Origin of the sequence: Streptomyces sp. NPDC048506, from assembly GCF_040651315.1 — a bacterium.
Lineage (GTDB): Bacteria > Actinomycetota > Actinomycetes > Streptomycetales > Streptomycetaceae > Streptomyces.
This window is the reverse complement of sequence record NZ_JBEZIX010000018.1, coordinates 139,876-162,797: the sequence shown is the minus strand read 5'-3', so window position 1 is coordinate 162,797 and position 22,922 is coordinate 139,876. Positions and strand designations below refer to the sequence as shown.

Here is a 22,922-nt window from a genome sequence, read left to right as displayed (position 1 = left end):
TTCCAGCGGAGGAAGGAGATCACCACCGTTGCCACGAACGGGAGTTGGGTGACGACGACGAGGAAGACCAGCGCCGGCAACAGAGGGGCACGACGCGCCCAGTCCGTTGCCTTGCGGGTGTGTCGGGCGAGGCCGGTCGGGCGTCTGCCGGGGGCCGCGGCCGCGGCACCGGCTTCGCGGAGCGGCTCAGTGGTGTGCGTAGGCATCGGCCACCTCCTGCGCCAGGCGCTGGCTGTTCTTGAGGGCTTGGGGGACGGTCTGTTTGCCGGCGATGGCGGAGCTGATCTCCTGGCTGGTCTTGGTACCCAGGTCGGAGAACTCGGGGATGTCCACGAACTGGATTCCGGGCACCGGGCGCGGCTGCACGCCCGGATCGTCGGGCCGCGCCGAGCTGATCGCCTCCTTGGTGGCCCCGGCGAACGCGGCGGCCGACTTCAGGTAGTCCGGGTCGCGGTAGAGCGAGGCCCGTTTGCCGGCCGGCACGTTCGACCAGCCCAGCTCCCGCCCCACCAGCCGCTCGTACTCCTTGCTCGACGCCCAGGAGATGAACTTCCAGGCCGCGTCCTGGTGCGTGCTGGCCTTCTGCAACCCCCACGCCCAGCTGTACAGCCACCCCGAACTCGGGGTGCGCTCCACCGGTGCCGGGGCGTAGCCGACCTTGCCGGCGACCTTGGACTCACGGCCCTCCAGCGAACCGGCCCCGGCCGTGGCGTCGTACCACATCGCCACCTTGCCCTGCTGCATGTCGTTCAGGCACTCGGTGTACCCCGCCTGCGGGGCGCCCGCCTCACCGTGCTTGCGCACCAGGTCCACATAGAACTGGGTGGCCTTGGTGAACTCCGGGCTGTCGACCTTCGCCTGCCAGTCCTTGGTGAACCATGTCCCGCCGAAGGTGTTCACCACCGTGGTCAGCGGGGCGATGACCTGGCCCCAGCCGGGCTGACCGCGCAGGCAGATCCCCTTCATCCCCTTGACGAAACCGTCCAACTTCGCGGCCATCGCGGCGACCTGCTTCCAGGTGGGGTGTGCTGGCATCGTCAGCCCGGCGGCCTTGAACAGGTCCTTGCGGTACATCAGGAACGACGACTCGCCGTAGAACGGCTCGGCGTAGACCTTCCCGTCGGCCGCGGTGAGGGACTTGCGCACCGGCGTCAGGATGTCGGCCTGGTCGAAACCGCGGTCCGCGGCGGCGCGCGAGCCCAGTTCGGTGAGCCAGCCGTTGCGGGCGTAGATGGGCGTCTCGTAGTTGCTCAGGCTCGCCACGTCGTACTGGCCGGCCTGGCTGGAGAAGTCCTGGCTCATCTTGTCGCGCAGATCGTCCTCCGGCAGCACCGTGAAGTTCACGGTGATCCCGGTCTCCTTGGTGAAGTGCTCGGCGGTGAGCCGTTGCAGATCCACCATCTGCGGATTGTTCACCATCAGGACGTTGATGGTGTTCCGGCCGCTGTTCCCGACGTCACCGGCACCCCGGTAGCAGCCGGTGGTGGACAGCGCCAGGGCCAGGGCGAGGGCGGTCAGCCCGGCCGCGCGGGGGCCGCGGCCCGTTCCGGGGGGTCTTGCTCTCACGGCTCTTACCTCTCTGGGGACGGTGTGGGGTAGGGCGTGTGTGAGGTGGTGCGGTCTTCTTGGGGGTTGCTGGGTTTCGCGGTGTTGCTGGGCTTTCTGTGCTTTCTCTGTTTTCTCTGTTTCCTCTGCGGTTATCGGTGGTTCTAGGACTTTCTCGGCGGTCCTCGGCGGTCCTCGGCGGTCCTCGGTGGTCCTCGGCGTTTCTCCGGCGCACGGCGGTGTGCCGCGGGTACGCCGGAGTCCCGCACGCCGGCCGGCGGTCCGGCGCGGCCTGCGTGCGGCGGCTGTGGAGGTTGTACGGGGCCGGTCGTCCGGGCGGCCCGTTCCCGGTCAGACCCGGAGCACCTGCGGCCCCAGGAGCGAGTAGCGATGCGCCTCGGGCGCGGACAGGCCCGCGTCGGTGACGATCGTGTCGAAGTCACTCACCTCGGCGAACCGGCAGAAACTGCTGGCGCCGAACTTGCTGTGCACCCCGACCAGCACCCGCCGCCGCGAGGAGCGCACGGCCTGCTCCTTCACCTCGGCGACCGCCGGATCGGGGGTGGTCAGGCCGTGCTCCCGGGAGACGCCGTTCGCTCCCAGGAACGCCAGGTCGATCACGAACCGGGCCAGCATGTCGCGGGCCCAGGAACCGACCGTCGCCTGCGTCCCGGAGCGGACCCGGCCGCCGGCCAGCAGCACGGTGGCCGACTCGGACGCCGCGACCAGCGAGGCGGTCCGCAGCGAGGCGGTGATCACGGTCAGCGGCCGGTCGGTGGGCAGCAGCATCGCGACCAGTTCGGGGGTGTAGCCCTCGTCGACGAAGACCGTCTCGGCCTCGCCGACCAGCGTCGCGGCGGCCGCGGCGATCCGCCGCTTCTCCGCCACTTGCTCGGTCTCCCGCCGGGCCAGCGTGGTCTCGAAACCGGCGCTCTCGACCGGGTAGGCCGCGCCGTGCGTGCGCCGGATCAGGCCGCGGCGCTCCAGCTCGCTCAGATCGCGTCGGACGGTCTCGCGGGCGACCCCGAACTCGACAGCGGCATCGGCGACCTCGACCCGACCGGACTGCCGGGCGAGCCCCAGGATGCGGTGCTGGCGTTCCTCGGCCCTCATGGCTCACTCCTGCCCGATTTCTGAATGTTTCCGGCTTCCGTTCGGTCACGGGGGTGCCCGTTTCCGCCCGCCTCAGGTTTATAGCAACCGGGACCGTAGGTATATCTGCCCGTCATCGCAGAAAACTTGCCCGTTTCTGCCCGCTTCTTGACCGTGTTCTCCTGCGCGGATGCCGGGGAGGTGCCCGTACGGCCCTCTGGAGGCGCCCGTCGGCCATGGCGGAGCCGGCGGCGGCGACCGGGGGACCGCAACGGTGGCGGGTCCGGCCGCGCCACTTAGGCTGGACCGCATGAGCTCGGACATGCGGTCGTTGGCGGTCACTGCGATCGTGCAGGCGGAGGAGTGCGCGGTGCTGCGCGTCAGCGGGGAGCTGGACCTCCGTACCGAGCAGGCCTTCCTCGCCGAGGCACGGTCGGTGGTCTCGGCCGGCCACCGCTTCCTCGTGCTCGATCTGACCGCCCTGCGCTTCTGCGACTCCCGGGGGCTGAGCTGTCTGCTCGCCCTGGAGTGGCTGTGCCGGCGGCTGGAGGGCCGGCTGCTGCTGGCGTCGCTCGGCGTGCGGATGCTGCGGCTGCTGGTCGGCACCCAGTCCCTCGGCGTCTTCTCCTGCTACCCGACCGTCGGCCATGCGCTGGCCGCCGTCCCGGACGGCAGCCGCCCGGCCTGGCCGCCCGCGGCGGAGGACCCGTCCGTGTGAAGCGGGGGCGCGGCCGGCTGACGGTCAGGAGGCCGGGCAGTCCAGCCCCAGCCAGGCGCCGTCGAACCGGGCGAAGACGATCTTCCGGTACGGGCCGGATTCGTAGAGCAGCCCGAAGGTGCCGTCCGTGAGCCGGGTCAGCGTCGAGTAGGCCGCCGGGCCCGGTGTGACCGTCCGGGCGATCGGCCAGCTCTCGCCGTCGTCACAGGACGCCCGGACGGTGAGGTTCTTCCGTGCGCCGGTGCTCGCCGCGTTGCTGAACAGCAGCCAGTGCGCGCGCGGCTGACGGGCCGGCGCCGACGGGTCGTAGCGCAGGATCGAGGCGTTGTTCGTGGGGTCGATCAGCTCGTCGTCGGCGACCGGTGTGCTGTAGGTCAGCCCTCCGTCCCGCGAGTGCGCGACCAGCCGCCTCCTGGTGCTGCTGGTGCGGCTGTTGAGCATGACGCGACCGTCGGCCAGTTCGACGGTCTTGTTCTCGTCCATCCGCGGACCCACCGGCGTCCCCATGTGCCAGGTCGCCCCGTGGTCGTCGCTGTACGCACTCGCCGCCCACATGCTGCCGTCGGCCTTGCGGAAGGCGTACTGCTGGAGCAGCCGCCCGCGGGCGAGCTGGCTGCCGGAGCCGGACGAGGCGAAGATGCCGCGCCAGGACGGGTCCTTGAGGGCATGGGTGAGGCGCCGGTGGCGCCAGCTGCGGCCGCCGTCGTCGGAGTAGCTGTAGTCGGTGTGCAGCACGGTGGTGCTGTCCTGGGCGTTGCCGGCACCCGCCGTGCCGAATCCGATCCCCTTGGGCGCATAGGCGTGGAAGAGGAAGACCCGGCCGGTCGTCCGGTCGACGACCAGACTCGGATCCCCCGCGCCCACCCCGCCGTCGTAGTCCACCGCAGCCCGGGGGGCGCTCCAGGTGCGTCCCTTGTCGGTGCTGCGCCGCACCATCACGTCCACGTTGCCGGGCAGATCGGACGCACTGTCGTTGCGCCGGTCGTAGGCCGCGAGCAGGGTGCCGTCCGGGAGGGTGGTCAGCGCCGGGATGCGGTAGGTGTGCGCGCCCTGCCCGGACACCGCCAGATCGGTGCTCTCGTACAGGACCGGCCGGACGGCGGGGCGCGGCTCGGCGGCGGGGGTCGCGGGGGCGGTCAGCAGGCCGGTGCCGGTGGCGAGCAGCGTGGCCAGTGTGAGGGGGCGGGCGGCTTTCACCGGGACCTCCGGGGCGGGACCAGAAGGGGTCGCTCCAGGGTGCGGGAGCCCGCCGGGACGGGCGCGCTGAGCGGTTCCGTCGGGGTGAACCGGCCCGTTCCGCACGGCGTGGCGCACGTCCGGACCCGTCCGCCGCCCGGTCCCGCCGGCTACGGCGTGTCCGCGAAGTCCCGCCCCAGGTCCCGAACCAGGGTGGGTGACGGGTGCGGGACCTGGCCGAAGTCGTCGTCGGCGCCGTCCACGACGAGCCGGTTGATCACGTTCTCCAGGGCGGTCGGCAGGGTCGGGGCGAGCCCGCTGTGCCACTGGACGAGCAGGTTGTGCCGGGCCGCGTCCGGCAGTAACTGCTTCTCGTCGAACGCGGCCACGGACGGGCGCTCCTCGTCGGGCGCATGCGCGGCCTGCTCGCGCCAGTAGGCCGCGTCGCGGTACTCCCCGTCGCGGCGGTGGGAGAGGTAGAGGCAGTAGGCGGCGGTCCGGCTGCCGGCGCCGGCGCCGAAGTGCCACCAGAAGTGCGCCGCGTCGGTCCGCCCGGCGATGTGCAGCAGACAGGCGAAGACCAGTGCGCCCTCGGGGTCGATGTGGTGGTCGTTGACCAGCCGCTCCAGGCTGGCCGCGGCGGCCGCGGCGTTGACGACCAGCGCACAGGCCAGCTGGAGTTCATGGGTGGCCTCGTCGCGGGCGCTGGGGTAGGCGCTGGGCGCGCCCAGGCCGGGGCGGGCCGGCAGTACGGCCGTCTGCGGACCGTGTGCGGTCGCCGCCGGTGGCCCCACGGGGATGCCGGGGCCCCCGAGTGCCCCTGCGCCGTCGAGGTCCCGGAAGCCGGCCAGGCCCTCGATCCCGGATACCGCGGCCGCTGCGCTCAGCAGCGTTTCGACGGTCTCCCGGCGGTCGGCCGGACGGTGGTGCGACATGCTCAGTTCCCCCTGGTGTTTCCCTGATCGATACCGAGCGCCGCGGCGAGCTTGCGCTTGCCGCGGCTGGCGTAGGAGCGGACGGTGACCTCGTCGACGCCGAGCAGGGCCCCGATCTGCGCGTCGCTGTAGCCGATGACGTGCCGCAGCACGATGACGTCGCACTGCCGCTCCGGCAGCCGGGCGATGGCCGCGTAGAGCCCCAACTGGCTCTCCAACATGGCGAATTGCTGCTGACACTCGCGGAGCAGCGCATGGGTGACGACGGCGAAGGCGGCGGTTTCGGTGAGTGCGGTGGGTTGTTGGTGGTCGTAGAGCCACTCGACGACGCGCTCCTTGAGGACCGACCAGGCGTACGCCTCCACCGACGCCTGCCGCAGGGCGTGCGCCCACAGCCGGCCGAGCCGGTCGTAGGCCGCCAGCGTGACCTCGCGGGCCGCGGCCTCGCTCCCCGTGTGCAGATAGGCATACGTCAGCCACTTGCGGGCGTGGGTCGCCAGGAACGCCTCGAAGGTGAGCGACAGCTGACGGTCGGAGGGGTCCGGCACGAAGGACGGCGGTGGGCAGCGGGCGAGCGCGGCTAACTTCGTCATGCGAGCGTGCGCCGGGGCGCACGCCGGTAGCAGTCGGTCGCGGTCTGCGCTCACGAGCCGTCCTCGTTCCGTTCGCCGTGCACCGCTGGCGGGGCGCCGGAGCACCGGTGGCAGCGGGAGGACGGTTTGCCCTCACCCTCCAATGAACAGGAAAACGCAGCCGTTTGTGGCACGGGGGGCGCAAAAATCTTCCGCTGCGTATTCATATGACTACCCACGACAATCGCATGTGGCGAACCGTGACATCTCCTTGGCGTGGTGTCACGACCCTTGTCAGCCATGCGCCCCGCATGATCCCGGGGCTATCGGGCAGTGCTCCAACAGCCCGGCACACGGAAGCGTGTTGTGTGCACAGGGGGCGCACGCCCCTGGCGGTGCGCCCCCTGTGGGGCGGGATGTGCCGAGGGCCACCTGTACGCCGTACTGGGAGGCAGCGGACGATGAGCGTGGACGAGCCCGTGGTGGACCTACAGCTGGACCGGGCTCACTCGTCCCGGATCTACGACTACTTCCTGGGAGGCAAGACCAACTTCCTGGCCGACCGGATGGCCGCCGGCAGCGTGCTGGGCGTCTTCCCTGCCGCGCTGGTCGCCGCCCGCATCAACCGCGAGTTCATGCACCGCGCCACCCGCTTCCTCGCCGGAGCCGGCCTGCGGCAGTTCCTCGACATCGGCACCGGCATCCCCACCCCGCCGAACCTCCACGAGATCGCCCAGGGCGTCGCCGCCGACGCCCGGGTCGTCTACACCGACAACGACCCGATCGTGCTCGCGCACGCAGCCGCCCTGCTGCTCAGCACCCCTGAGGGCCGCACCGCGTACCTCCAGGCCGACGTCACCGATCCCGGGGGCATCCTCACCGCCCCCCAGCTCCTCGACACCCTCGACCTGAGCCGTCCGGTCGCCCTCAGCCTCAACGCCCTGATGCACTTCGTCACCGACGACGGTGAGGACCGTGCCCACACCATCGTCGAGACCCTCAAGGCCGCCCTCCCGAGCGGTTCGACCCTGGCCATGACCCATGCGACGGCCGACTTCGCCCCCGAGGCGATGCGGCGGATCACCAAGATCTACGCCGACGCCGGCACCGACCTCCAGTTCCGCTCGCGCGCCGAGTTCCTCCGCTTCTTCGACGGCTGGGAACTGCTGCAACCGGGGGTCACCCTCTCCCACCAGTGGTGCCCCGACCGCCCCGAGGACGCCACCCACGTCACCGACGCGGAGGCCGCCTCCTACGCGGGGATCGCCCGCAAACCCTGACCGGGCGATGGGCGATGGGCGAGCGGGCGACCGACGGCGGACGAGTGGGCGACGGTCGCGGGGCGGCCGGCACCGCGCCGCCCCGCACTCCGCCCCGGCCGCCCCGCCCTCGTCACCGCCGCCCGGACACCGCCCGCGTCGCCCGGACACCGCTCCCGCCGCCCGGACACCGCCCAGTGGGGCGCTCACTCCTTCCGGTAGCCGTACGCCTCCCCGGCCGCCGCCGCGACCGCGTCCAGGTCCGCCCCCGCCGAGGCCGTGACCACCGCGGCCACCGCACCCTCCACGAACGGCGCATCCACCAGCCGCGACCCCGGGGGGAGTTCGTCGCCCTCCGCGATCAGCGCCTTCACGGTCAGCACCGCGCTGCCCAGATCGACCAGGACCGCCACCCCCGCGCCCCGGTCCACGCGGTGCGCCGCCTCGGCGATCAGCTCGGCGCTCGTTCCGAGCCCGCCGTCCGGTGCACCGCCCGCGGCGGCCACCGGCGCCTCGGCGCCGCCACCGGCCAGCCCGACCGCCAGCGCCGCCACGGACTCGGCGACCGGCCCGCTGTGCGACACCAGCACCACTCCGACCAGCGGCCGCTCGCCGCCGCTCTCCTGCGTGCTCACCCGGCCGCCCCTCCTACTCCGCTACGTCGGCGAGTGCCGCGAACAACAGCGCCGACGACGTCGCGCCCGGATCCTGATGGCCGATGCTGCGCGCGCCCAGATAGCTCGCCCTGCCCTTCCTGGCCTGCATCGGTACGGTCGCGAGCGCGCCCTCCTCGGCAGCTCCGGCCGCCGCCCCGAAGGACGTCTCCAGCGCCGCCACCCCCGGTACCAGCGCATCGAGCATCGTCTTGTCGCCCGGCGCCGACGTGCCGAGCTGGGCCACCGCGTCCACTCCGGTGCCCAGCGCCGACCGCAGCTCCTGTGCGGACACCTGCGGTGCCTCGCCCAGCGCCTTGCCGGCCCGCCGCAGCAGCGTCCCGTACAGCGGGCCGGACGCGCCGCCCACGCTGGAGATCAGCTGCCGACCCGCCGCCACCAGGACGGCACCCGGCGTGGCCGGCGGTTCGTCCGCCAGCACCTTCACCACGGCCGCGAAGCCGCGCTGCATGTTCCTGCCGTGGTCGGCGTCCCCGATGGGGGAGTCCAGCTCGGTGAGCCGGTCGGCCTCCCGGTCGATGACGGCGGCCGCGGCCGTCATCCAACGTACGAAGAACGCGGCATCCAAGGCCGTTTCGGACACGGACTACTCCCCTTCGGTCGTGCGGTGACCCGGGCCGGGCCCGCCTGCGGTTCTTCCCTCACCGTCCCCAGCGAAGCCCCGCGGTCTGCACCGGCGCGTCCCACAGCCGCAGCAGCTCACCGTCCACCTGACACAGAGTCACCGAGCAGCCGGCCATGTCCAGCGACGTCACGTAGTTCCCGACGAGCGTACGGGCCACCGCCACCCCGCGCTCGTCCAGCACGCGGCGCACCTCCGCGCTGAACCCGTACAGCTCCAGCAGCGGTGTGGCCCCCATGCCGTTGACCAGTACCAGGACCGGTAGCCGCGGCTGGAGGTCGTCCAGGACCGTGTGCACCGCGAAGTCCGCGATCTCGTGCGAGGTCATCATCGCGCGCCGCTCCCGCCCCGGCTCGCCGTGGATCCCGACGCCCAACTCCAGCTCGCCCGGGGGAAGGTCGAACGTCGGGCTGCCCTTCGCCGGCGTCGTGCAGGCGCCGAGTGCCACCCCGAAGCTGCGCGAGGACGCGACGACCTGTCGGGCCACCCCCGCCACCCGGTCCAGCGGCATCCCTTCCTCGGCCGCCGCCCCGGCGATCTTCTCCACGAACAGCGTCGCCCCGGTGCCCCGCCGCCCCGCCGTGAACGTCGAGTCGGTCACCGCCACGTCGTCGTCGACGAGTACGCTGGCGACCTGCACCCCCTCGTCCTCCGCCAGCTCGGCCGCCATCTGGAAGTTGAGCACGTCCCCGGTGTAGTTCTTCACCACGAACAGCACGCCGTTGCCGCTGTCCACGGCGGCCGCCGCGCGCACCATCTGGTCCGGCACCGGTGAGGTGAACACCTCCCCGGGGCACGCCGCATCCAGCATCCCCGGTCCGACGAACCCCCCGTGCAGCGGCTCGTGCCCGCTCCCGCCCCCGGACACCAGCGCCACCTTGTCGGCCACCGGCGCGTCCCGCCGCACGATCACCCGGTTCTCGACGTCCACCACCACCTCGGGATGCGCCGCGGCCATTCCCCGCAGCGCATCCGTCACGACGGTCTCGGCGACGTTGATCAGCATCTTCACGGGTACCTCCTGGTGAGACTGGCAGCTGTGCCTCTGGCCGGCGTCTTTGCAGGTCAGAGTGTGTATACAGCGCTTTTGATCTGGCGGTCCAGGGCGCTCGGAAGCGGCCTCCAGCGGCGCTGGTGACGACCTCGTACCGAGCTTCCTGATGCTCTGTCAGCTCCTTGTGGGCGGGGGCTCGGCACTGCCGGAGAGATCGCTCCAGGGGAAGTATCTGCGCTCGCGTCGCCAAGGTCACGTGAGTCAGGGGCAGCGTCTCCAGGTGGCGGTTCCTTGCTGTGGCGGAAAGCAGAAACGGGCGGGCTTCAAGCGGAGACGTCGACTGCTGAGACGGGGGGAGGCGACCTACGCGCCGGAAGCCAACCCGGACGAGGTGGTCAGGTCGCACCTGAACGGAGCTCCGGTCGAGGTCGCCTGACATGGCATCGACGAACTGACCGCGTCGGTGAAGAGCCGACTCAAACGGATGCGGTACTACCGGCCCGGGCTCATCGACGGGGTAACGGCCTGTCCTCTTGCCTGAGGTACCGGGAGCCCATCAGATGCCCGCGGCCTCATAGGCCTGCATGAGGTCGGCCACCCGGCGGGCATTTCTCGTGCGCATCGGCGGACGGTGGCCGCGGCCATGGTTCGAGCTGCGCAGGCGGCAACTGGCAGTCGGCCACGGCGTCGTGCAGGCCGCCGAGGGCTGGATGTGGCAGCAAACCTCAATGAGTTGGTCTTTCTCGGCTCACCGTGGCCGGCGGCTGCCAGCTGAGGACCGGGGCGAGCGCGTTGAGCATGGCCGAGCCGGGAGCCAGGCGGAGCACCAGGTCGCGCAACGCGGCGGCGGGTGCCGAGTGCCATTGCGCAACGGTGCCGATCCGGTGGGAGCGACGGGCGATCAGCTGCGTGCGGGGGCGTCGGTCCCGGTCGTAGGCGGCCAACGCGGACTCCACGTCGGGGTGTGCGTCCAGGAGCGCGGCCAGCGTGACCGCGTCCTCCAACGCCTGGTTGGCCCCCTGGCCCAGGTTCGGGGTCATGGCGTGCGCGGCGTCGCCGAGCAGGGCGGCCCGCCCGGTGACGAAACTGGCCAGCGGCGGCAACGCATAGATGTCGTGGCGCATCACTGCTTCCTCATCGGCGGCCGTCAGCAGTCGGGGAATCGGGTCGTGCCAGCGTCCGAAGCGTCGACGCATCTCGGCGAGTTCGTTGCCGGGGTTGTGCTGTCCTTCGGGGGTGTTGGCGACGCAGAACACGTAGGTGCGGCCGTCCGCGAGCGGAGCGATCCCCACTCGCTCACCGCGTCCCCAGCTCTCACCTCCGGCCGACAGTCGCCGACCGGTGTCGACGACGAGACGCCATGCGGTGTACCCGGCGTACCGCGGCGCCGGAGCCTGCGGCCACAGCGAGCGCCGCACGGTGGAGTTGATCCCGTCGGCGGCCACCAGTAGATCGGCCTGTGAGACGTCTTTGCCGTGCTCGACCTCGACCCGCCGGCCGCGGAGACTGATCCTGCTGACCCTGGCGTTTGCGCACAGCGCCCCCGCGGGAAGGGCCGTACGAAGGATGTCCAACAGCTGGGCGCGGTGAATCATCGCCACAGGGCCGAATCGCCTGGTCAGCTCTTGGGTGTCGGTCCGCGACAGCCAACGGCCGGACGTGTTCCGGATGCCCGTCCGGGTCTCCACCAGGGCCTGCTCGCGAACCTGGTCGCCCGCGCCCAGGGCGTCCAGCGCGCGCACTCCGTTGGGCCACAGCGACAGCCCCGCTCCCACCTCGCCGAAGGTGGCGGCGCGCTCCAGCACCTTCACTTGCCAGCCGCTCCGCGTCAGCGCGACGCCGGCGGCCAGACCGCCGATCCCGCCGCCGACGACGATCGCGGAGCGTTCCCCGGCGCCACCGGCATGTTCTGCCTTGCCCATCAGAACTCCCTCTACATCTGTAGTGGACTGCCAAGTGACTCTACACTTGTAGAGTCGGAGGTCGAGGCGAGGGAGGAAACCAAGTGGCCCACACCACGCTCCGGCGGCAACGGCTGGCCGACGCGGCGATCAGCACCCTGGCCCGTTCCGGCATGCGCGGGCTCACCCACCGCGCGGTCGACCAGACCGCAGAAGTCCCGGCGGGCTCGTGCTCGTACTACTTCCGTACGCGCCGAGAGCTCCTACAGGCCACCGTCGAGCGTCTGGCCGAACTGGACCTAAGTGAGATCGACGAGCGCCCCGCCCTCACCGGGCCCGCGAGCATCGCCCAGATCGCCGACGCCACTGCGGGCCTCATCGAGCACTGGACCACTGCTGGACGCGAGCGCATGCTCGCCCGCTACGAGCTGGCCCTGGAAGCGCCCCGCCGCCCCGAGCTTCGTGCCGCCCTGCACACCGCGGGCAGCCGTCACCGGGCCGTGGCCGAGAACCTGCTCGCCGCCGCGGGCGCACCTGATCCCGCGGCACACGCAAGCGCGTTCGTGGCCTTCCTGGACGGCATACTCTTCAACCAGCTGACCGCCGCAGCCCCACATCGGCTCACCTCCGAGCAGCTGCGCCGAACCCTCCTTGGCCTGATCCGCACCTACACCGGACCGCACCATCCCTGATCCTTGAGCCCTTTCCCTTGTAGGGCGTGACGTGGAGCGTCGGCGGTTCTTACGGTCCTCCGGCGCATGCCGGCCGGTGAGCGGTGCCGGGCAGCCGCATAGGTCCCGGAGTGCGCGAACTCCCGGTCGCCTACACGGACCGACGGAAGCGGTTTCGGTACTCCGTCGGTGTCGTGTTCAGTCTCCGGCGGAACGCGCGGATGAGGGTGTCGGTCGTGTTGAAGCCGCAGGCGGAGGCAACGCGTTCGAGGGTGTCGTCCGTCGCCTCAAGCCGGTTCCGTGCCGCTTCGACGCGGGCCGATTCGACATAGGCGGCCGGCGTCGTGCCGAGTTCGGTCTGGAAGATCCGGGTGAGCTGCCGTTCGCTGACGTGGGCGCGCTCGGCGAGGTCGGTGAGGGCGAGGCGTCCGGTGACGTTCTGGGTGATGTAGTGGCGGAGGTCCTCGATGCGCCGGGTCGTGGAGACGGGCTCGATGGGGACGCTGAACTGGCTCTGTCCGCCGGGGCGTTTGAGGTACATCACGAGCTGCCGGGCGACGCGGAGGGCGATGGCCTCGCCGAAGTCCTCGGCGACCAGGGCGAGGGACAGGTCGAGGCAGGCGGTGATGCCCGCGCCGGTCCAGACGTGGTGGTCGCGGATGAAGATGGGGTCGGCGTCGACGTCGACCGCCGGGTGGTCGGCGGCGAGTTGCTGGGCGGTCGACCAGTGGGTGGTGGCGCGTCTGCCGTCCAGGAGTCCGGCGGCGGCGAGGAGGTGCGCGCCCACGCAGACGGACGCGATGCGCCGTGTGCTGCCGGAGAGGGTCCGCACCCAGTCGACGACGGCGGGGTCGGTGACGGCGTGCACGCGGCGCTGGTCGTCGATCTCGACGGAGCCCGGAACGATGAGGGTGTCGATGCGTGTCCCGGCCGCCTCACGGAAGGTGGTGTCGGGCAGGACGCGGACCCCGGCGGAGGTGGTGACCGGGTCCGTGGTGTCGGCGGCGAGGGCCACGCGGTAGCCGGTGGCGCCGTCCAGTTCCCGTTTCAGCAGGGAGAACACCTCCGGTGGGCCGGTGACGTCCAGGAGGTCGACGCCGTCGAAGAACATGATGACGATGAGCCGTCCGGCGCTGTCCAAGAGGGGGCTCCGTTGCTGCGCGGGCATGTCCGTATCTGCAAGTTATATGACATTGCCGCCATGCGGGGTGGATCCTAGCGTGAGGTGCACGGCCACCGCGCGGTGGCCCGGAACGTCCGACGAGCAGACCCGGAAGGGGCAGCAGTGCCTACCACCACCCTGCGTGAACTCAACGGCTTCGACCAGACCCCGGCCTCACTGGCCGGGGCGACGCTGATCCTGGTCGACTACCAGAACACCTACACCCGTGGCGTGATGGAGCTGGCGGGGTGGGAGGACGCCCTCGATGCGGCCGCCGACCTGCTGAGCCGGGCCAGGGGCGCGGGCGCGAAGATCGTCCACGTCATCAACGACGGCGGCGCGGGCACCCCCTACGACATCCGGGCCGAGATCGGACGGATCCACTCCCGCGTGGCCCCCGTCGAGGGCGAGCCGGTCGTCGTCAAGACCACGCCCGACGCGTTCGCCGGCACCGACCTGGCCGAGCATGTGGATGCCGCCGGGAACGAGGACGTCGTCATCGCCGGGTTCATGACCCACATGTGCGTGTTGTTCACCGCGTCCGGTGCGTTCCTGCGCGGTAACCGGCCCACCGTCGTCGCCGACGCCTGCGCGACCCGGCCCCTGCGGACGGCGGGTGTCGAGGTGTCCGCCGAGCAGGCCCACCACAGCGCGCTCGCGACGATCGACGACCTGTACGGAGTCGTCGTGCCGACGGCGGCTTCGCTGGGCTGAGCGGCCACCGGTGCGCGGGCCGGCTCAGGCGCGGGTGCAGTCGGGGCACAGGCCCCGGTAGGTGACCTCGACCTCGGAGACGGTGAAGCCGAACCGTTCGGAGGCGGGCAGATCGGCGAGCGGGTCGCCGCCGGGGTGGACGTCGCGGATCGCGCCGCAGCGTGAGCACACCAGGTGGTGGTGGGGGCGGTGGGCGTTCGGGTCGTAGCGCTTGGCGCGGCCGTCGGTGGCCACCTCGATCACCTCGCCGAGCGTGACGAGCTCACCGAGGGTGTTGTAGACGGTCGCGCGGGAGATCTCGGGCAGTCGGGCGGTGGCGCGGGCGAGCACCTCGTCCGCGGTGAGGTGGACGTGATCGCCGTCGAGTACCTCGGCGACGACCCGGCGCTGGGCGGTCATCCGCCAGCCCCGTCCACGGAGCCGTTCCAGCAGGTCACTCATGGTCACCAGCCTAACAGTGCGTCGTCCGACGAATGAATCCGTATGGGTCTGGTCGTCGTATTGACTTGGACTTGGTCCATCGTAGGATCGGTTCCGGCGACAGCCAAGGGACAAGACAACCGCAGGGACAGCACGTGACGGATCACCAGACGGGTCCGCTCACCACCGAAGCCGGTTGCCCCGCCCGCGGACGATCACGACCGCGAGCAGGCCGGCCTCGGCGGTCCGAGCGCATCACTCACACGCCGCAGCGAACCGGCATGCCACCCGGCCCTTTCGAGGGACACGCCGGCGACACCGCCCCCTCGTGTGCCGGTCGTGTGGTGTCGTCGCCGACGTCGAGGGCGCGGTCGGTGAGGCACCCGGCCTGACCGCGCCGACGACGAAGGCCTCGCGACCGACGAGGCCGGGTCGTCCACCGGGGCCCGTGCCCCGACCGTTCCACCGCCAGCGGTTCCTGAGCACCGTGATCCGCCTAATCCGGAAGGATTCCCATGTCTGAGAACCAGGACGCAAACGTCGTAGACGCCCGGACGGAGGGCGGAGGTGGCTGCCCCGTCGCGCACGGTCGCGCCCCGCACCCGACGCAGGGCGGTGGAAACCGCCAGTGGTGGCCGGACCGGCTCAACCTGAAGATCCTCGCCAAGAACCCCGCCGTGGCCAACCCCCTCGGCGAGGAGTTCGACTACGCCGAGGCGTTCGGGTCCCTCGACCTCCCGGCGGTGAAGCGGGACATCGCGGAGGTGCTGACCACCTCGCAGGACTGGTGGCCCGCCGACTTCGGCCACTACGGCCCGCTGATGATCCGGATGGCCTGGCACAGCGCGGGCACCTACCGGATCAGCGACGGCCGTGGTGGCGCCGGGGCCGGTCAGCAGCGCTTCGCGCCGCTCAACAGCTGGCCGGACAACGCGAACCTCGACAAGGCCCGCCGTCTGCTCTGGCCGGTCAAGAAGAAGTACGGCCAGCGCATCTCCTGGGCCGACCTGCTGATCCTCACCGGCAACGTCGCCCTGGAGACGATGGGCTTCAAGACCTTCGGCTTCGCCGGCGGTCGTGCGGACGTCTGGGAGGCCGAGGAGGACGTCTACTGGGGCCCCGAGACCACCTGGCTCGACGACGAGCGCTACACCGGTGACCGCGAGCTGGAGAACCCGCTCGGCGCGGTCCAGATGGGCCTCATCTACGTCAACCCGGAGGGCCCCAACGGCACCCCGGACCCGCTCGCCGCGGCCCGCGACATCCGTGAGACGTTCCGCCGGATGGCGATGAACGACGAGGAGACCGTCGCGCTGATCGCGGGCGGTCACACCTTCGGCAAGACCCACGGCGCGGGCCCGGCGGACAACGTCGGCGCCGACCCCGAGGCGGCCCCGCTGGAGGAGCAGGGCCTGGGCTGGAAGAGCAGCTACCGCACCGGCAAGGGCGGCGACGCCATCACCAGTGGCCTTGAGGTCACGTGGACCAGCACGCCGACCCAGTGGGGCAACGGCTTCTTCCAGAACCTGTTCGGTTACGAGTGGGAGCTGACGAAGAGCCCCGCCGGCGCCCACCAGTGGGTGGCCAAGGACGGCGCGGGCGTGGGGACGATCCCCGACGCGCACGACGCGTCGAAGAGCCACGCCCCGACGATGCTGACCACCGACCTCGCGCTCCGCTTCGACCCGGTCTACGAGCAGATCTCGCGGCGCTTCCACGAGGACCCCGACGCGTTCGCGGACGCCTTCGCCCGGGCGTGGTTCAAGCTGACCCACCGCGACATGGGTCCGGTGGTGCGCTACCTCGGCCCGGAGGTCCCGACCGAGACGCTGCTGTGGCAGGACCCGCTGCCCGAGCGCACGTACGAGCTCGTCGACGCCGCGGACATCGCCTCCCTCAAGGAACAGATCCTCGGCTCGGACCTCACGGTTTCCCAGCTGGTGTCCGCCGCGTGGGCGTCGGCCTCGTCCTTCCGGGGCAGCGACAAGCGCGGCGGCGCCAACGGTGCGCGCATCCGCCTGGAGCCGCAGCGCGGCTGGGAGGTCAACAACCCGGACGACCTGGCGGCGGTGCTGCGCACCCTTGAGGGCGTCCAGGAGTCCTTCAACGCGGCCCAGACCGGCGGCAAGCAGGTCTCGCTCGCCGACCTGATCGTGCTGGCCGGCGGCGCCGCCGTCGAGACGGCTGCCAAGGACGCCGGCCTCGACATCGAGGTCCCCTTCACGCCGGGCCGCGTGGACGCGGCGCAGGACCAGACCGACGTGGAGTCCTTCGCCGCGCTCGAACCGACCGCCGACGGGTTCCGCAACTACGTCGGCAAGGGCAACCGACTGCCGGCCGAGTACCTGCTGCTCGACCGGGCGAACCTGCTGACCCTCAGCGCCCCCGAGCTGACCGTCCTCGTCGGTGGCCTCCGCGTCCTGGGCGCGAACCACCAGCAGTCGTCGCTCGGCGTCCTCACCGCGACCCCCGGGTCCCTGACCAACGACTACTTCGTCAACCTGCTCGACCTGGGTACGACGTGGACGTCGACGTCCGAGGACCAGGCCACGTTCGAGGGTCGGGACGCCGCCACGGGCGAGGTCAGGTGGACCGGTAGCCGTGCCGACCTCGTCTTCGGCTCGAACTCCGAGCTGCGCGCGCTCGCGGAGGTCTACGCGAGCGACGACGCGAAGGAGAAGTTCGTGACCGACTTCGTCGCGGCGTGGGTCAAGGTGATGAACCTCGACCGGTACGACCTCGCCTGACCGGGAGGGGGCCAGGTCGTCTGACCAGGAGACGCCCAGGTCGGCCCGATGCGGGGCCGACCTGGGCGTTCTGGGTACGGGCGTCGGGGCGTTCGCGGCTCAAGTCCGGGTGTGGATCCGGCCCGTGGGCGGCCGGCCCCGAGGCGGGGCGCCGTGGTGCGGATCGCAGTGGGGTGGTGGCTCGGTGGGTTCGTCGGCACTGGGAGAAGAAGAGCGCATGCGTGGTGTGCCCGTCTGTGGTCCGGAAGGGCCCCTCCGTGCAACGGCCGGCCAGGACGGCCCCCCCCGCGCGCCGTCCGGGCCGTGCTCTTCGACTTCTCCGGAACGCTGTTCCAGATCGGCACCTACGCCGACCGGATCCGGGCGGCGCTGCCGCATCCGGTGGACGAGGCGGCGATGGACCGCATACTGGGGGGTCTTGAGGCGGGGCTGTCCGACCCCGAGGTGGTGGAGGCGCAGCGCGCGCGGGATGTGTCGTCGAGCGCCCATCGGCACGCCTTCACCACGTGGTACGCCTCGGTTCCCGAACTGGCGCCGGTGGCCGAGGTGCTCTACGAGCAGCTGAAGGCCCCCGCGCACTGGGTGCCCTATGCGGACGCCCGGGCGCGTACCGCGGGCTGGACGCCGTACTGCGGCTGGTGGGGCTCGCCGGCGCCGACTCCCGTGCCGCGGAGCCGGCGGCGGCGCACGGCGGGGCCGGCACCTAGGGGGAGACACCCCCCGGGCGGGGATCCGGCGCGGTGTGGGCCGTCGGCCGCAGCCGCGCCGGATCGGACGGTCCGGTCGGGTCAGACCGCCGGGACCGGGAAGGTCGGGTACTCCACGCCGGAGACGTGCTGGACCACGCGGATCACCTGGCACGAGTAGCCGAACTCGTTGTCGTACCAGAGGTAGAGGATCGCGTTGTCGCCGTCGACCTTGGTCGCACCGGCGTCCACGATCGAGGCGTGGCGCGAGCCGACGAAGTCCATGGAGACGGCGTCGGGGGCGGTGGTGAAGTCGATCTGGCGCTTGAGTGGCGAGTGCAGCGAGACGCCGCGGAGGTACTCGAGGACCTCCTCGCGGGTGGTCTCGCGGCCCAGGCGCAGGCTCAGGATGGCGATCGAGACGTCCGGGACGGGGACGCGGATCGAGCTGCCGGTGATGGGCGCCTTGAGGTCGGGCAGCGCCTTGGCGACGGCGGAGGCGGCACCGGTCTCGGTGATCACCATGTTGAGCGGCGCGGAGCGGCCGCGGCGGTCGGCCTTGTGGTAGTTGTCCAGCAGGTTCTGGTCGTTGGTGAACGAGTGGACGGTCTCCACGTGGCCGCGCAGCACGCCGTACTCGTCGGCCATCGCCTTCAGCGGCGGGACGATCGCGTTGGTGGTGCAGGAGGCGCAGGACAGGATCTGCTCGTCCGGCTTGATCGTGTCGTGGTTGACGCCGTGGACGATGTTGGGAACGTCGCCCTTGCCCGGAGCGGTCAGGACGACCTTGTCGATACCGGGGCGCAGGTGCTGCGAGAGGCCCTCGCGGTCGCGCCACTTGCCGGTGTTGTCGATGAGGATGGCGTCCTTGATGCCGTACGCCGTGTAGTCGACCTCGGACGGGTCGTTGGCGTAGATCACCTTGATCGCGTTGCCGTTGGCGACGATCGTGCTGTTCGCCTCGTCGACGGTGATCGTGCCCTGGAACTGGCCGTGGATGGAGTCGCGGCGCAGCAGCGAGGCGCGCTTGACCAGGTCCGCCTCGCCGCCGCCGCGGACGACGATGGCCCGCAGGCGCAGGCCGTTGCCGGAGCCGGACTTCTCGATCAGCAGGCGGGCCACGAGGCGGCCGATGCGGCCGAAGCCGTAGAGGACGACGTCGCGCCCCTCGCGGCACTCGATCTTGTTCTCGCCGGTGGCGCCGGCGACGGCCTGGGCGGTGAACTCCGCCACCGACAGGCCGCGGTCGTCGGCCTTGTGCATCGCGGCGAGCATGCCGATGTCGATCTGGGAGGGGCCGAGGTCGAGCGTGGTGAGCGCCTGGAGGAACGGCAGCGTCTCGGTGACCGAGAGTTCCTCGCCGGCGATCTGCCGGGCGAAGCGGTGGGTCTTGAGGATGCTGACCACCGACTTGTTCACCAAGGAGCGGCTGTGGAGCAGGACCGTGACGTCCCGCTCGCGGTGCAGCTTCCCGATGATCGGGATCATCGATTCCGCGATCTCCTCGCGGTTCTTCCAGTTGGTGAACGAGTCGTCGTTGACAGTCACAGGCGCATCTTTCGAGCTAGACGGTGCTCATATGCTAACCCCACGCCATTTTGGTCATTCAGTGGGGCGTCGCGTCGGGGGAGTGGGGGAAGGGTTTGGCCCGGTAAGGTCGATTTGCCTTGTGGGTGGTTTGATGTGATCCGCCCTGAGGTGTTCCGTGCTGTCGCTGCATGGAGCCGTTTTCGGCCGCGGCCCGGGGGAGCCGTTGGGGTTCTGCGGGATCAAGCCGATGGAGCTGCACGGGATGCCGGTGCTCAACCTCTTCTACCGGTTCGCCACCTCGGCATGGGGCCAGGGCTTCGCCGGTGAGGCCGCGGGCGCGGTCACCGCCTGGGCGGCCCGGTGGGTGCCCGACGTCCCGCTGATCGCCCGGGTCAGGCCCGCCGACCTGGCCTCCCAGCGCGTCGCGGTGCGCGCCGGCCTGATCCGGGCGGAGCACCTCTACGGCGAGGGGTACGACGGGTTCGACCTGATCTACGCGGCGCGGCCGGTATCACCCCAGGCCGGGGATCTGGGAGATCACTAGGTCGATGAGTTTGATGCCGACGAACGGGGCGATCAGACCGCCGAGGCCGTAGCGGGTGAGGTTGCGGCGGAGCAGGTCGTGGGCGGAGGCGGGTGTGTAGCGGACGCCGCGCAGTGCGAGCGGGATCAGCGCGACGATGATCAGTGCGTTGAAGATGATCGCGGAGGTGATGGCGGAGGTCGGGCTGTGCAGGCCCATCACGTTCAGGTCGGCCAGACCCGGATAGGCGCCCGCGAACATCGCCGGGATGATGGCGAAGTACTTGGCGACGTCGTTGGTGATCGAGAAGGTGGTCAACGCGCCGCGGGTGATGAGGAGTTGCTTGCCGATCTCGACGATCTCGATCAGCTTGGTGGGGTTGGAGTCCAGGTCGACCATGTTGCCGGCCTCCTTGGCGGCGGAGGTGCCGGTGTTCATGGCGACGCCGACGTCCGCCTGGGCGAGGGCGGGGGCGTCGTTCGTCCCGTCACCGGTCATCGCCACCAGCTTGCCGCCCTCCTGCTCCTGGGTGATCAGGGCGAGTTTGTCCTCCGGGGTGGCCTCGGCGAGGTAGTCGTCCACGCCGGCTTCGTGCGCGATGGCCCGGGCGGTGAGCGGATTGTCGCCGGTGATCATCACCGTACGGATGCCCATCCGGCGCAGTTCGGCGAAGCGTTCGCGGATGCCCTCCTTGACCACGTCCTTGAGGTGGATGACGCCCAACACCCGTGGCCCGTACCGGTCGTGCACCGCCACCAGCAGCGGGGTGCCGCCGGACTCGGCGATCGCGTCGGTGAACATCCGGGCCTCGGCGGGCACCGCGCCGCCACGGTCGGCCACCCAGGCGATGACCTGTGCGGCCGCACCCTTGCGGACCAGGCATCCGGCGCCGTCCGCCCCGTGCAGATCGACGCCGCTCATCCGGGTGTGCGCGCTGAAGTCGATGTACTCCGCCTGCCGGAGCTCCCCGTCGGCGGGTGTGCTCAGCCCGTAGGTCTTCTCGGCCAGGGCGACGACGGACCGGCCCTCGGGGGTCTCGTCGGTGAGTGAGGAGAGCTGGGCGGCGTCCGCGAGCCGGAGTTCGTCGGTGCCGGGCAGCGGGACGAAGGCGACCGCCGCACGGTTGCCGAGGGTGATGGTGCCGGTCTTGTCGAGCAGCAGGGTGTTGATGTCACCGGCGGCCTCCACCGCGCGCCCGGACATGGCCAGGACGTTGCGCTGGACGAGGCGGTCCATGCCGGCGATGCCGATCGCCGAGAGCAGGGCGCCGATCGTGGTGGGGATGAGCGTGACGAGGAGGGCGACCAGCACCGCCGTCGGCTGGGCCGCTCCGGCGTAGGAGGCCATCGGCTGCACGGTGACCACGACGAGGACGAAGACGATGGTGAGCGCGGCGAGAAGGATGTGCAGCGCGATCTCGTTGGGCGTGCGCTGCCGGGTGGCGCCCTCGACCAGGGCGATCATCCGGTCCAGGAAGGACTGTCCGGGACGGGACGTGACACGGACGACGAGGCGGTCCGACAGTACCGTGGTGCCGCCGGTGACACCGGAGCGGTCGCCGCCCGACTCGCGGATGACGGGCGCGGACTCACCGGTGACGGCCGATTCGTCGACCGCCGCGACCCCCTGGACCACCTCGCCGTCCGCGGGGATCGCCTCGCCCGCCTCGACCACGACGAAGTCGAACGGCTGCAACTCGGCGGCGCCGACGCTCTCGGTCGCCGCGCCCCCGAGGTCGATGCCGACCCGCCAGTTGTCCCGCAGGCGGCGGGCGGTGATGTCGGTCCGCGCCCGGCGCAGCGATGCCGCCTGGGCCTTGCCGCGGCCCTCGGCGACCGCCTCGGCGAGATTGGCGAAGAGCACCGTCAGCCAGAGCCAGCCGCTGATCACCCAGGTGAAGACGGACGGGTGGAGCAGCGCGGAGAGCGTGGTGAGCACCGAGCCGCAGGCCACCACGAACAGCACCGGGTTGGTGGCCAGCGCCCGTGGATGCAGTTTGCGCCATGCCTCGGGGAGGGAGGTCAGCAGCGCCTTCGGGTCGAAGAGTCCGGCCGGCTTCCGCCGCCGCCGGCCCCGGTGCGCCGGGCCGCCGTGCACCGGGGGCGACGCCGTCCCGGTCGCCGTGGTCGTCGGTGTCGTCGGGGCGTGGGGGACGGGTGCCATGCGGAGACCTTCTGGGAGGGCGGCGGCCCCCTGCGGCGAGCGGGCGGCCGGGGGACCTGGGGAGGAACGGGACCGGACGGCTCGGGCGGGGCGGCCGGTGGCACGGGTGGAGCGGGGGCCGGTGCGCAGGGGGCGGTGGGCGGTCGGCGCCTCCCGGGGCCCGTCGGCCGGCCGGGCACCCGAGGGCGACGTCGTCAGTCCGCCAACTCCCGTACGTCGAGCGGAAGTTTCCACGCGTTGCGGCGGTGTGCGGTGTCGAGCGCGTGGTGCAGGGGAGACGGCGGCACGGTCAGTACCGGACAGTGGGCGTGTGCCACGCAGTACCGGGAGACGGAGGGCCACACCGCGCGGCGCAGCCTGCCGCGGGCGCCGGCCCCGACGACCAGCAGATCGTCGCTCCGGTCGGCGGCCGCCAGCAGGACCTTGCCCGGCGTGCCCGGCGCCACCAGGCGCTGGAGCACGACCCCCGGTCCGACGCTGCCGAAGGCGGTGTCGAGCGCCTCCAGCAGCCGCTCGCCCGCCAGCCGGCGCCAGGTGGCGGTCAGCGACGGCGGGCAGGGTCCGCCGCGGTGTGGGACGCCGCCGCCGGGCGGCTCCCACGCCAGTACGGCCCACAACGCGGCGTCGCGCATCCGGGCCTCGGCGGCGGCCCGGTGGAGAGCCGTCAGGCTCCCCAGCGAACCGCTCACCCCGACGACGACGCGCCGACCGCCGCTGGGGCCGTCCATGGGTCACTCTCCTCGTACCGTGCGGTGGTTGTGTCGTCACCATCGAAGTGCCGGCGGGTACCGCCGGGCGGCCGGTTGGCGCTTCTCTTA

Annotated in this window: 21 protein-coding genes and 1 pseudogene; 7 read left to right on the top strand and 15 right to left on the bottom strand. The window is 71.5% G+C overall.

Annotated elements, in window-relative coordinates:
- The 3 genes and pseudogenes from AB0C96_RS17355 to AB0C96_RS17345 form a co-directional block, all read right to left on the bottom strand.
- Positions 1 to 206: pseudogene (locus tag AB0C96_RS17355) on the bottom strand (sugar ABC transporter permease); the annotation flags it as partial.
- Positions 187 to 1,518 carry a sugar ABC transporter substrate-binding protein gene (locus tag AB0C96_RS17350; RefSeq protein WP_362918272.1) on the bottom strand — a complete coding sequence of 444 codons (1,332 nt, stop codon included), beginning with the start codon at positions 1,516 to 1,518 and terminating at the stop codon, positions 187 to 189. The gene AB0C96_RS17350 and the pseudogene AB0C96_RS17355, both read right to left, overlap by 20 nt.
- Positions 1,519 to 1,896: 378 nt before the next feature.
- A complete protein-coding gene (locus tag AB0C96_RS17345) occupies positions 1,897 to 2,658 on the bottom strand; it encodes a DeoR/GlpR family DNA-binding transcription regulator (protein ID WP_362918260.1) in 762 nt (253 codons plus the stop codon).
- Positions 2,659 to 2,947: 289 nt separating this feature from the next.
- Between AB0C96_RS17345 and AB0C96_RS17340 the strand changes: the two genes are divergently transcribed.
- Positions 2,948 to 3,355, top strand: a complete 408-nt coding sequence (locus tag AB0C96_RS17340) for an STAS domain-containing protein (RefSeq protein WP_362918258.1) — start codon at positions 2,948 to 2,950, stop codon at positions 3,353 to 3,355.
- A 24-nt stretch (positions 3,356 to 3,379) separates the two neighbouring features.
- Here AB0C96_RS17340 and AB0C96_RS17335 read toward each other — a convergent pair whose 3' ends face one another.
- The 3 genes from AB0C96_RS17335 to AB0C96_RS17325 all read right to left on the bottom strand — a co-directional run bounded on the left by AB0C96_RS17335 (position 3,380) and on the right by AB0C96_RS17325 (position 6,059).
- Positions 3,380 to 4,552: a sialidase family protein gene (locus tag AB0C96_RS17335; RefSeq protein WP_362918256.1), complete on the bottom strand. Its 1,173-nt coding sequence runs from the start codon at positions 4,550 to 4,552 to the stop codon at positions 3,380 to 3,382.
- Between the two features lie 149 nt (positions 4,553 to 4,701).
- Positions 4,702 to 5,466, bottom strand: coding sequence for a hypothetical protein (locus tag AB0C96_RS17330; protein WP_362918254.1), 765 nt, complete (start codon positions 5,464 to 5,466; stop codon positions 4,702 to 4,704).
- 2 nt (positions 5,467 to 5,468) lie between these two features.
- On the bottom strand, positions 5,469 to 6,059 hold the full coding sequence (locus tag AB0C96_RS17325; RefSeq protein WP_362918252.1) for a sigma-70 family RNA polymerase sigma factor: 591 nt from the start codon (positions 6,057 to 6,059) through the stop codon (positions 5,469 to 5,471).
- A gap of 440 nt (positions 6,060 to 6,499) precedes the next feature.
- Between AB0C96_RS17325 and AB0C96_RS17320 the strand changes: the two genes are divergently transcribed.
- Positions 6,500 to 7,318 (top strand): SAM-dependent methyltransferase, encoded by an 819-nt coding sequence (locus AB0C96_RS17320; protein WP_362918250.1) that lies wholly within the window; start codon positions 6,500 to 6,502, stop codon positions 7,316 to 7,318.
- Between the two features lie 185 nt (positions 7,319 to 7,503).
- Here the strand turns inward: AB0C96_RS17320 and AB0C96_RS17315 are convergent, their stop codons facing one another.
- From AB0C96_RS17315 to AB0C96_RS17300, 4 genes are all read right to left on the bottom strand, one after another.
- Positions 7,504 to 7,932, bottom strand: coding sequence for a PTS fructose transporter subunit IIA (locus AB0C96_RS17315; RefSeq protein WP_362918248.1), 429 nt, complete (start codon positions 7,930 to 7,932; stop codon positions 7,504 to 7,506).
- A 13-nt stretch (positions 7,933 to 7,945) separates the two neighbouring features.
- Positions 7,946 to 8,554 carry a dihydroxyacetone kinase subunit DhaL gene (dhaL, locus tag AB0C96_RS17310; RefSeq protein WP_362918246.1) on the bottom strand — a complete coding sequence of 203 codons (609 nt, stop codon included), beginning with the start codon at positions 8,552 to 8,554 and terminating at the stop codon, positions 7,946 to 7,948.
- A 58-nt stretch (positions 8,555 to 8,612) separates the two neighbouring features.
- Complete coding sequence (gene dhaK / locus AB0C96_RS17305) at positions 8,613 to 9,605, bottom strand: dihydroxyacetone kinase subunit DhaK (RefSeq protein WP_362918244.1); 993 nt, start codon at positions 9,603 to 9,605, stop codon at positions 8,613 to 8,615.
- 707 nt (positions 9,606 to 10,312) lie between these two features.
- Positions 10,313 to 11,509 carry an FAD-dependent monooxygenase gene (locus AB0C96_RS17300; protein ID WP_362918242.1) on the bottom strand — a complete coding sequence of 399 codons (1,197 nt, stop codon included), beginning with the start codon at positions 11,507 to 11,509 and terminating at the stop codon, positions 10,313 to 10,315.
- Positions 11,510 to 11,592: 83 nt separating this feature from the next.
- On the opposite strand from AB0C96_RS17300, the gene AB0C96_RS17295 reads away from it, so the two are divergent.
- Positions 11,593 to 12,180 carry a TetR family transcriptional regulator gene (locus AB0C96_RS17295; protein WP_362918240.1) on the top strand — a complete coding sequence of 196 codons (588 nt, stop codon included), beginning with the start codon at positions 11,593 to 11,595 and terminating at the stop codon, positions 12,178 to 12,180.
- A 130-nt stretch (positions 12,181 to 12,310) separates the two neighbouring features.
- On the opposite strand, the gene AB0C96_RS17290 is transcribed toward AB0C96_RS17295, so the two are convergent.
- Positions 12,311 to 13,300 carry a helix-turn-helix domain-containing protein gene (locus tag AB0C96_RS17290; RefSeq protein ID WP_362918238.1) on the bottom strand — a complete coding sequence of 330 codons (990 nt, stop codon included), beginning with the start codon at positions 13,298 to 13,300 and terminating at the stop codon, positions 12,311 to 12,313.
- Positions 13,301 to 13,444: 144 nt separating this feature from the next.
- On the opposite strand from AB0C96_RS17290, the gene AB0C96_RS17285 reads away from it, so the two are divergent.
- On the top strand, positions 13,445 to 14,035 hold the full coding sequence (locus tag AB0C96_RS17285) for a cysteine hydrolase family protein (protein ID WP_362918236.1): 591 nt from the start codon (positions 13,445 to 13,447) through the stop codon (positions 14,033 to 14,035).
- Between the two features lie 24 nt (positions 14,036 to 14,059).
- Here AB0C96_RS17285 and AB0C96_RS17280 read toward each other — a convergent pair whose 3' ends face one another.
- Complete coding sequence (locus tag AB0C96_RS17280) at positions 14,060 to 14,476, bottom strand: Fur family transcriptional regulator (RefSeq protein WP_362918234.1); 417 nt, start codon at positions 14,474 to 14,476, stop codon at positions 14,060 to 14,062.
- Positions 14,477 to 14,970: 494 nt separating this feature from the next.
- Between AB0C96_RS17280 and katG the strand changes: the two genes are divergently transcribed.
- Together katG and AB0C96_RS17270 are read left to right on the top strand one after the other, a co-directional pair.
- On the top strand, positions 14,971 to 17,202 hold the full coding sequence (gene katG, locus AB0C96_RS17275) for a catalase/peroxidase HPI (protein ID WP_362918232.1): 2,232 nt from the start codon (positions 14,971 to 14,973) through the stop codon (positions 17,200 to 17,202).
- 303 nt (positions 17,203 to 17,505) lie between these two features.
- A complete protein-coding gene (locus AB0C96_RS17270) occupies positions 17,506 to 18,069 on the top strand; it encodes a hypothetical protein (protein WP_362918230.1) in 564 nt (187 codons plus the stop codon).
- Here the strand turns inward: AB0C96_RS17270 and AB0C96_RS17265 are convergent.
- Positions 17,991 to 19,436, bottom strand: a complete 1,446-nt coding sequence (locus AB0C96_RS17265; protein ID WP_362918228.1) for a glyceraldehyde-3-phosphate dehydrogenase — start codon at positions 19,434 to 19,436, stop codon at positions 17,991 to 17,993. The two genes, AB0C96_RS17270 and AB0C96_RS17265, sit on opposite strands and share 79 nt — an antisense overlap.
- Before the next feature lie 157 nt (positions 19,437 to 19,593).
- Between AB0C96_RS17265 and AB0C96_RS17260 the strand changes: the two genes are divergently transcribed.
- Positions 19,594 to 19,962, top strand: coding sequence for a GNAT family N-acetyltransferase (locus AB0C96_RS17260; protein ID WP_362918226.1), 369 nt, complete (start codon positions 19,594 to 19,596; stop codon positions 19,960 to 19,962).
- Here AB0C96_RS17260 and kdpB read toward each other — a convergent pair.
- Both kdpB and AB0C96_RS17250 read right to left on the bottom strand, forming a co-directional pair.
- Positions 19,930 to 22,104 (bottom strand): potassium-transporting ATPase subunit KdpB, encoded by a 2,175-nt coding sequence (kdpB, locus tag AB0C96_RS17255; protein ID WP_362918224.1) that lies wholly within the window; start codon positions 22,102 to 22,104, stop codon positions 19,930 to 19,932. The two genes, AB0C96_RS17260 and kdpB, sit on opposite strands and share 33 nt — an antisense overlap.
- 194 nt (positions 22,105 to 22,298) lie before the next feature.
- On the bottom strand, positions 22,299 to 22,832 hold the full coding sequence (locus AB0C96_RS17250; protein ID WP_362918222.1) for a universal stress protein: 534 nt from the start codon (positions 22,830 to 22,832) through the stop codon (positions 22,299 to 22,301).
- Positions 22,833 to 22,922: the final 90 nt, after the last annotated feature.

Excerpts from the sequence above, each read along its gene's own strand:
- AB0C96_RS17280 (WP_362918234.1), bottom strand. The coding sequence starts at position 14,476 with ATGAGTGACCTGCTGGAACGGCTCCGTGGACGGGGCTGGCGGATGACC.
- AB0C96_RS17345 (WP_362918260.1), bottom strand. The coding sequence starts at position 2,658 with ATGAGGGCCGAGGAACGCCAGCACCGCATCCTGGGGCTCGCCCGGCAG.
- AB0C96_RS17325 (WP_362918252.1), bottom strand. The coding sequence starts at position 6,059 with ATGACGAAGTTAGCCGCGCTCGCCCGCTGCCCACCGCCGTCCTTCGTG.
- AB0C96_RS17330 (WP_362918254.1), bottom strand. The coding sequence starts at position 5,466 with ATGTCGCACCACCGTCCGGCCGACCGCCGGGAGACCGTCGAAACGCTG.
- AB0C96_RS17300 (WP_362918242.1), bottom strand. The coding sequence starts at position 11,509 with ATGGGCAAGGCAGAACATGCCGGTGGCGCCGGGGAACGCTCCGCGATC.
- kdpB (WP_362918224.1), bottom strand. The coding sequence starts at position 22,104 with ATGGCACCCGTCCCCCACGCCCCGACGACACCGACGACCACGGCGACC.
- katG (WP_362918232.1), top strand. The coding sequence starts at position 14,971 with ATGTCTGAGAACCAGGACGCAAACGTCGTAGACGCCCGGACGGAGGGC.
- AB0C96_RS17320 (WP_362918250.1), top strand. The coding sequence starts at position 6,500 with ATGAGCGTGGACGAGCCCGTGGTGGACCTACAGCTGGACCGGGCTCAC.
- AB0C96_RS17340 (WP_362918258.1), top strand. The coding sequence starts at position 2,948 with ATGAGCTCGGACATGCGGTCGTTGGCGGTCACTGCGATCGTGCAGGCG.
- AB0C96_RS17250 (WP_362918222.1), bottom strand. The coding sequence starts at position 22,832 with ATGGACGGCCCCAGCGGCGGTCGGCGCGTCGTCGTCGGGGTGAGCGGT.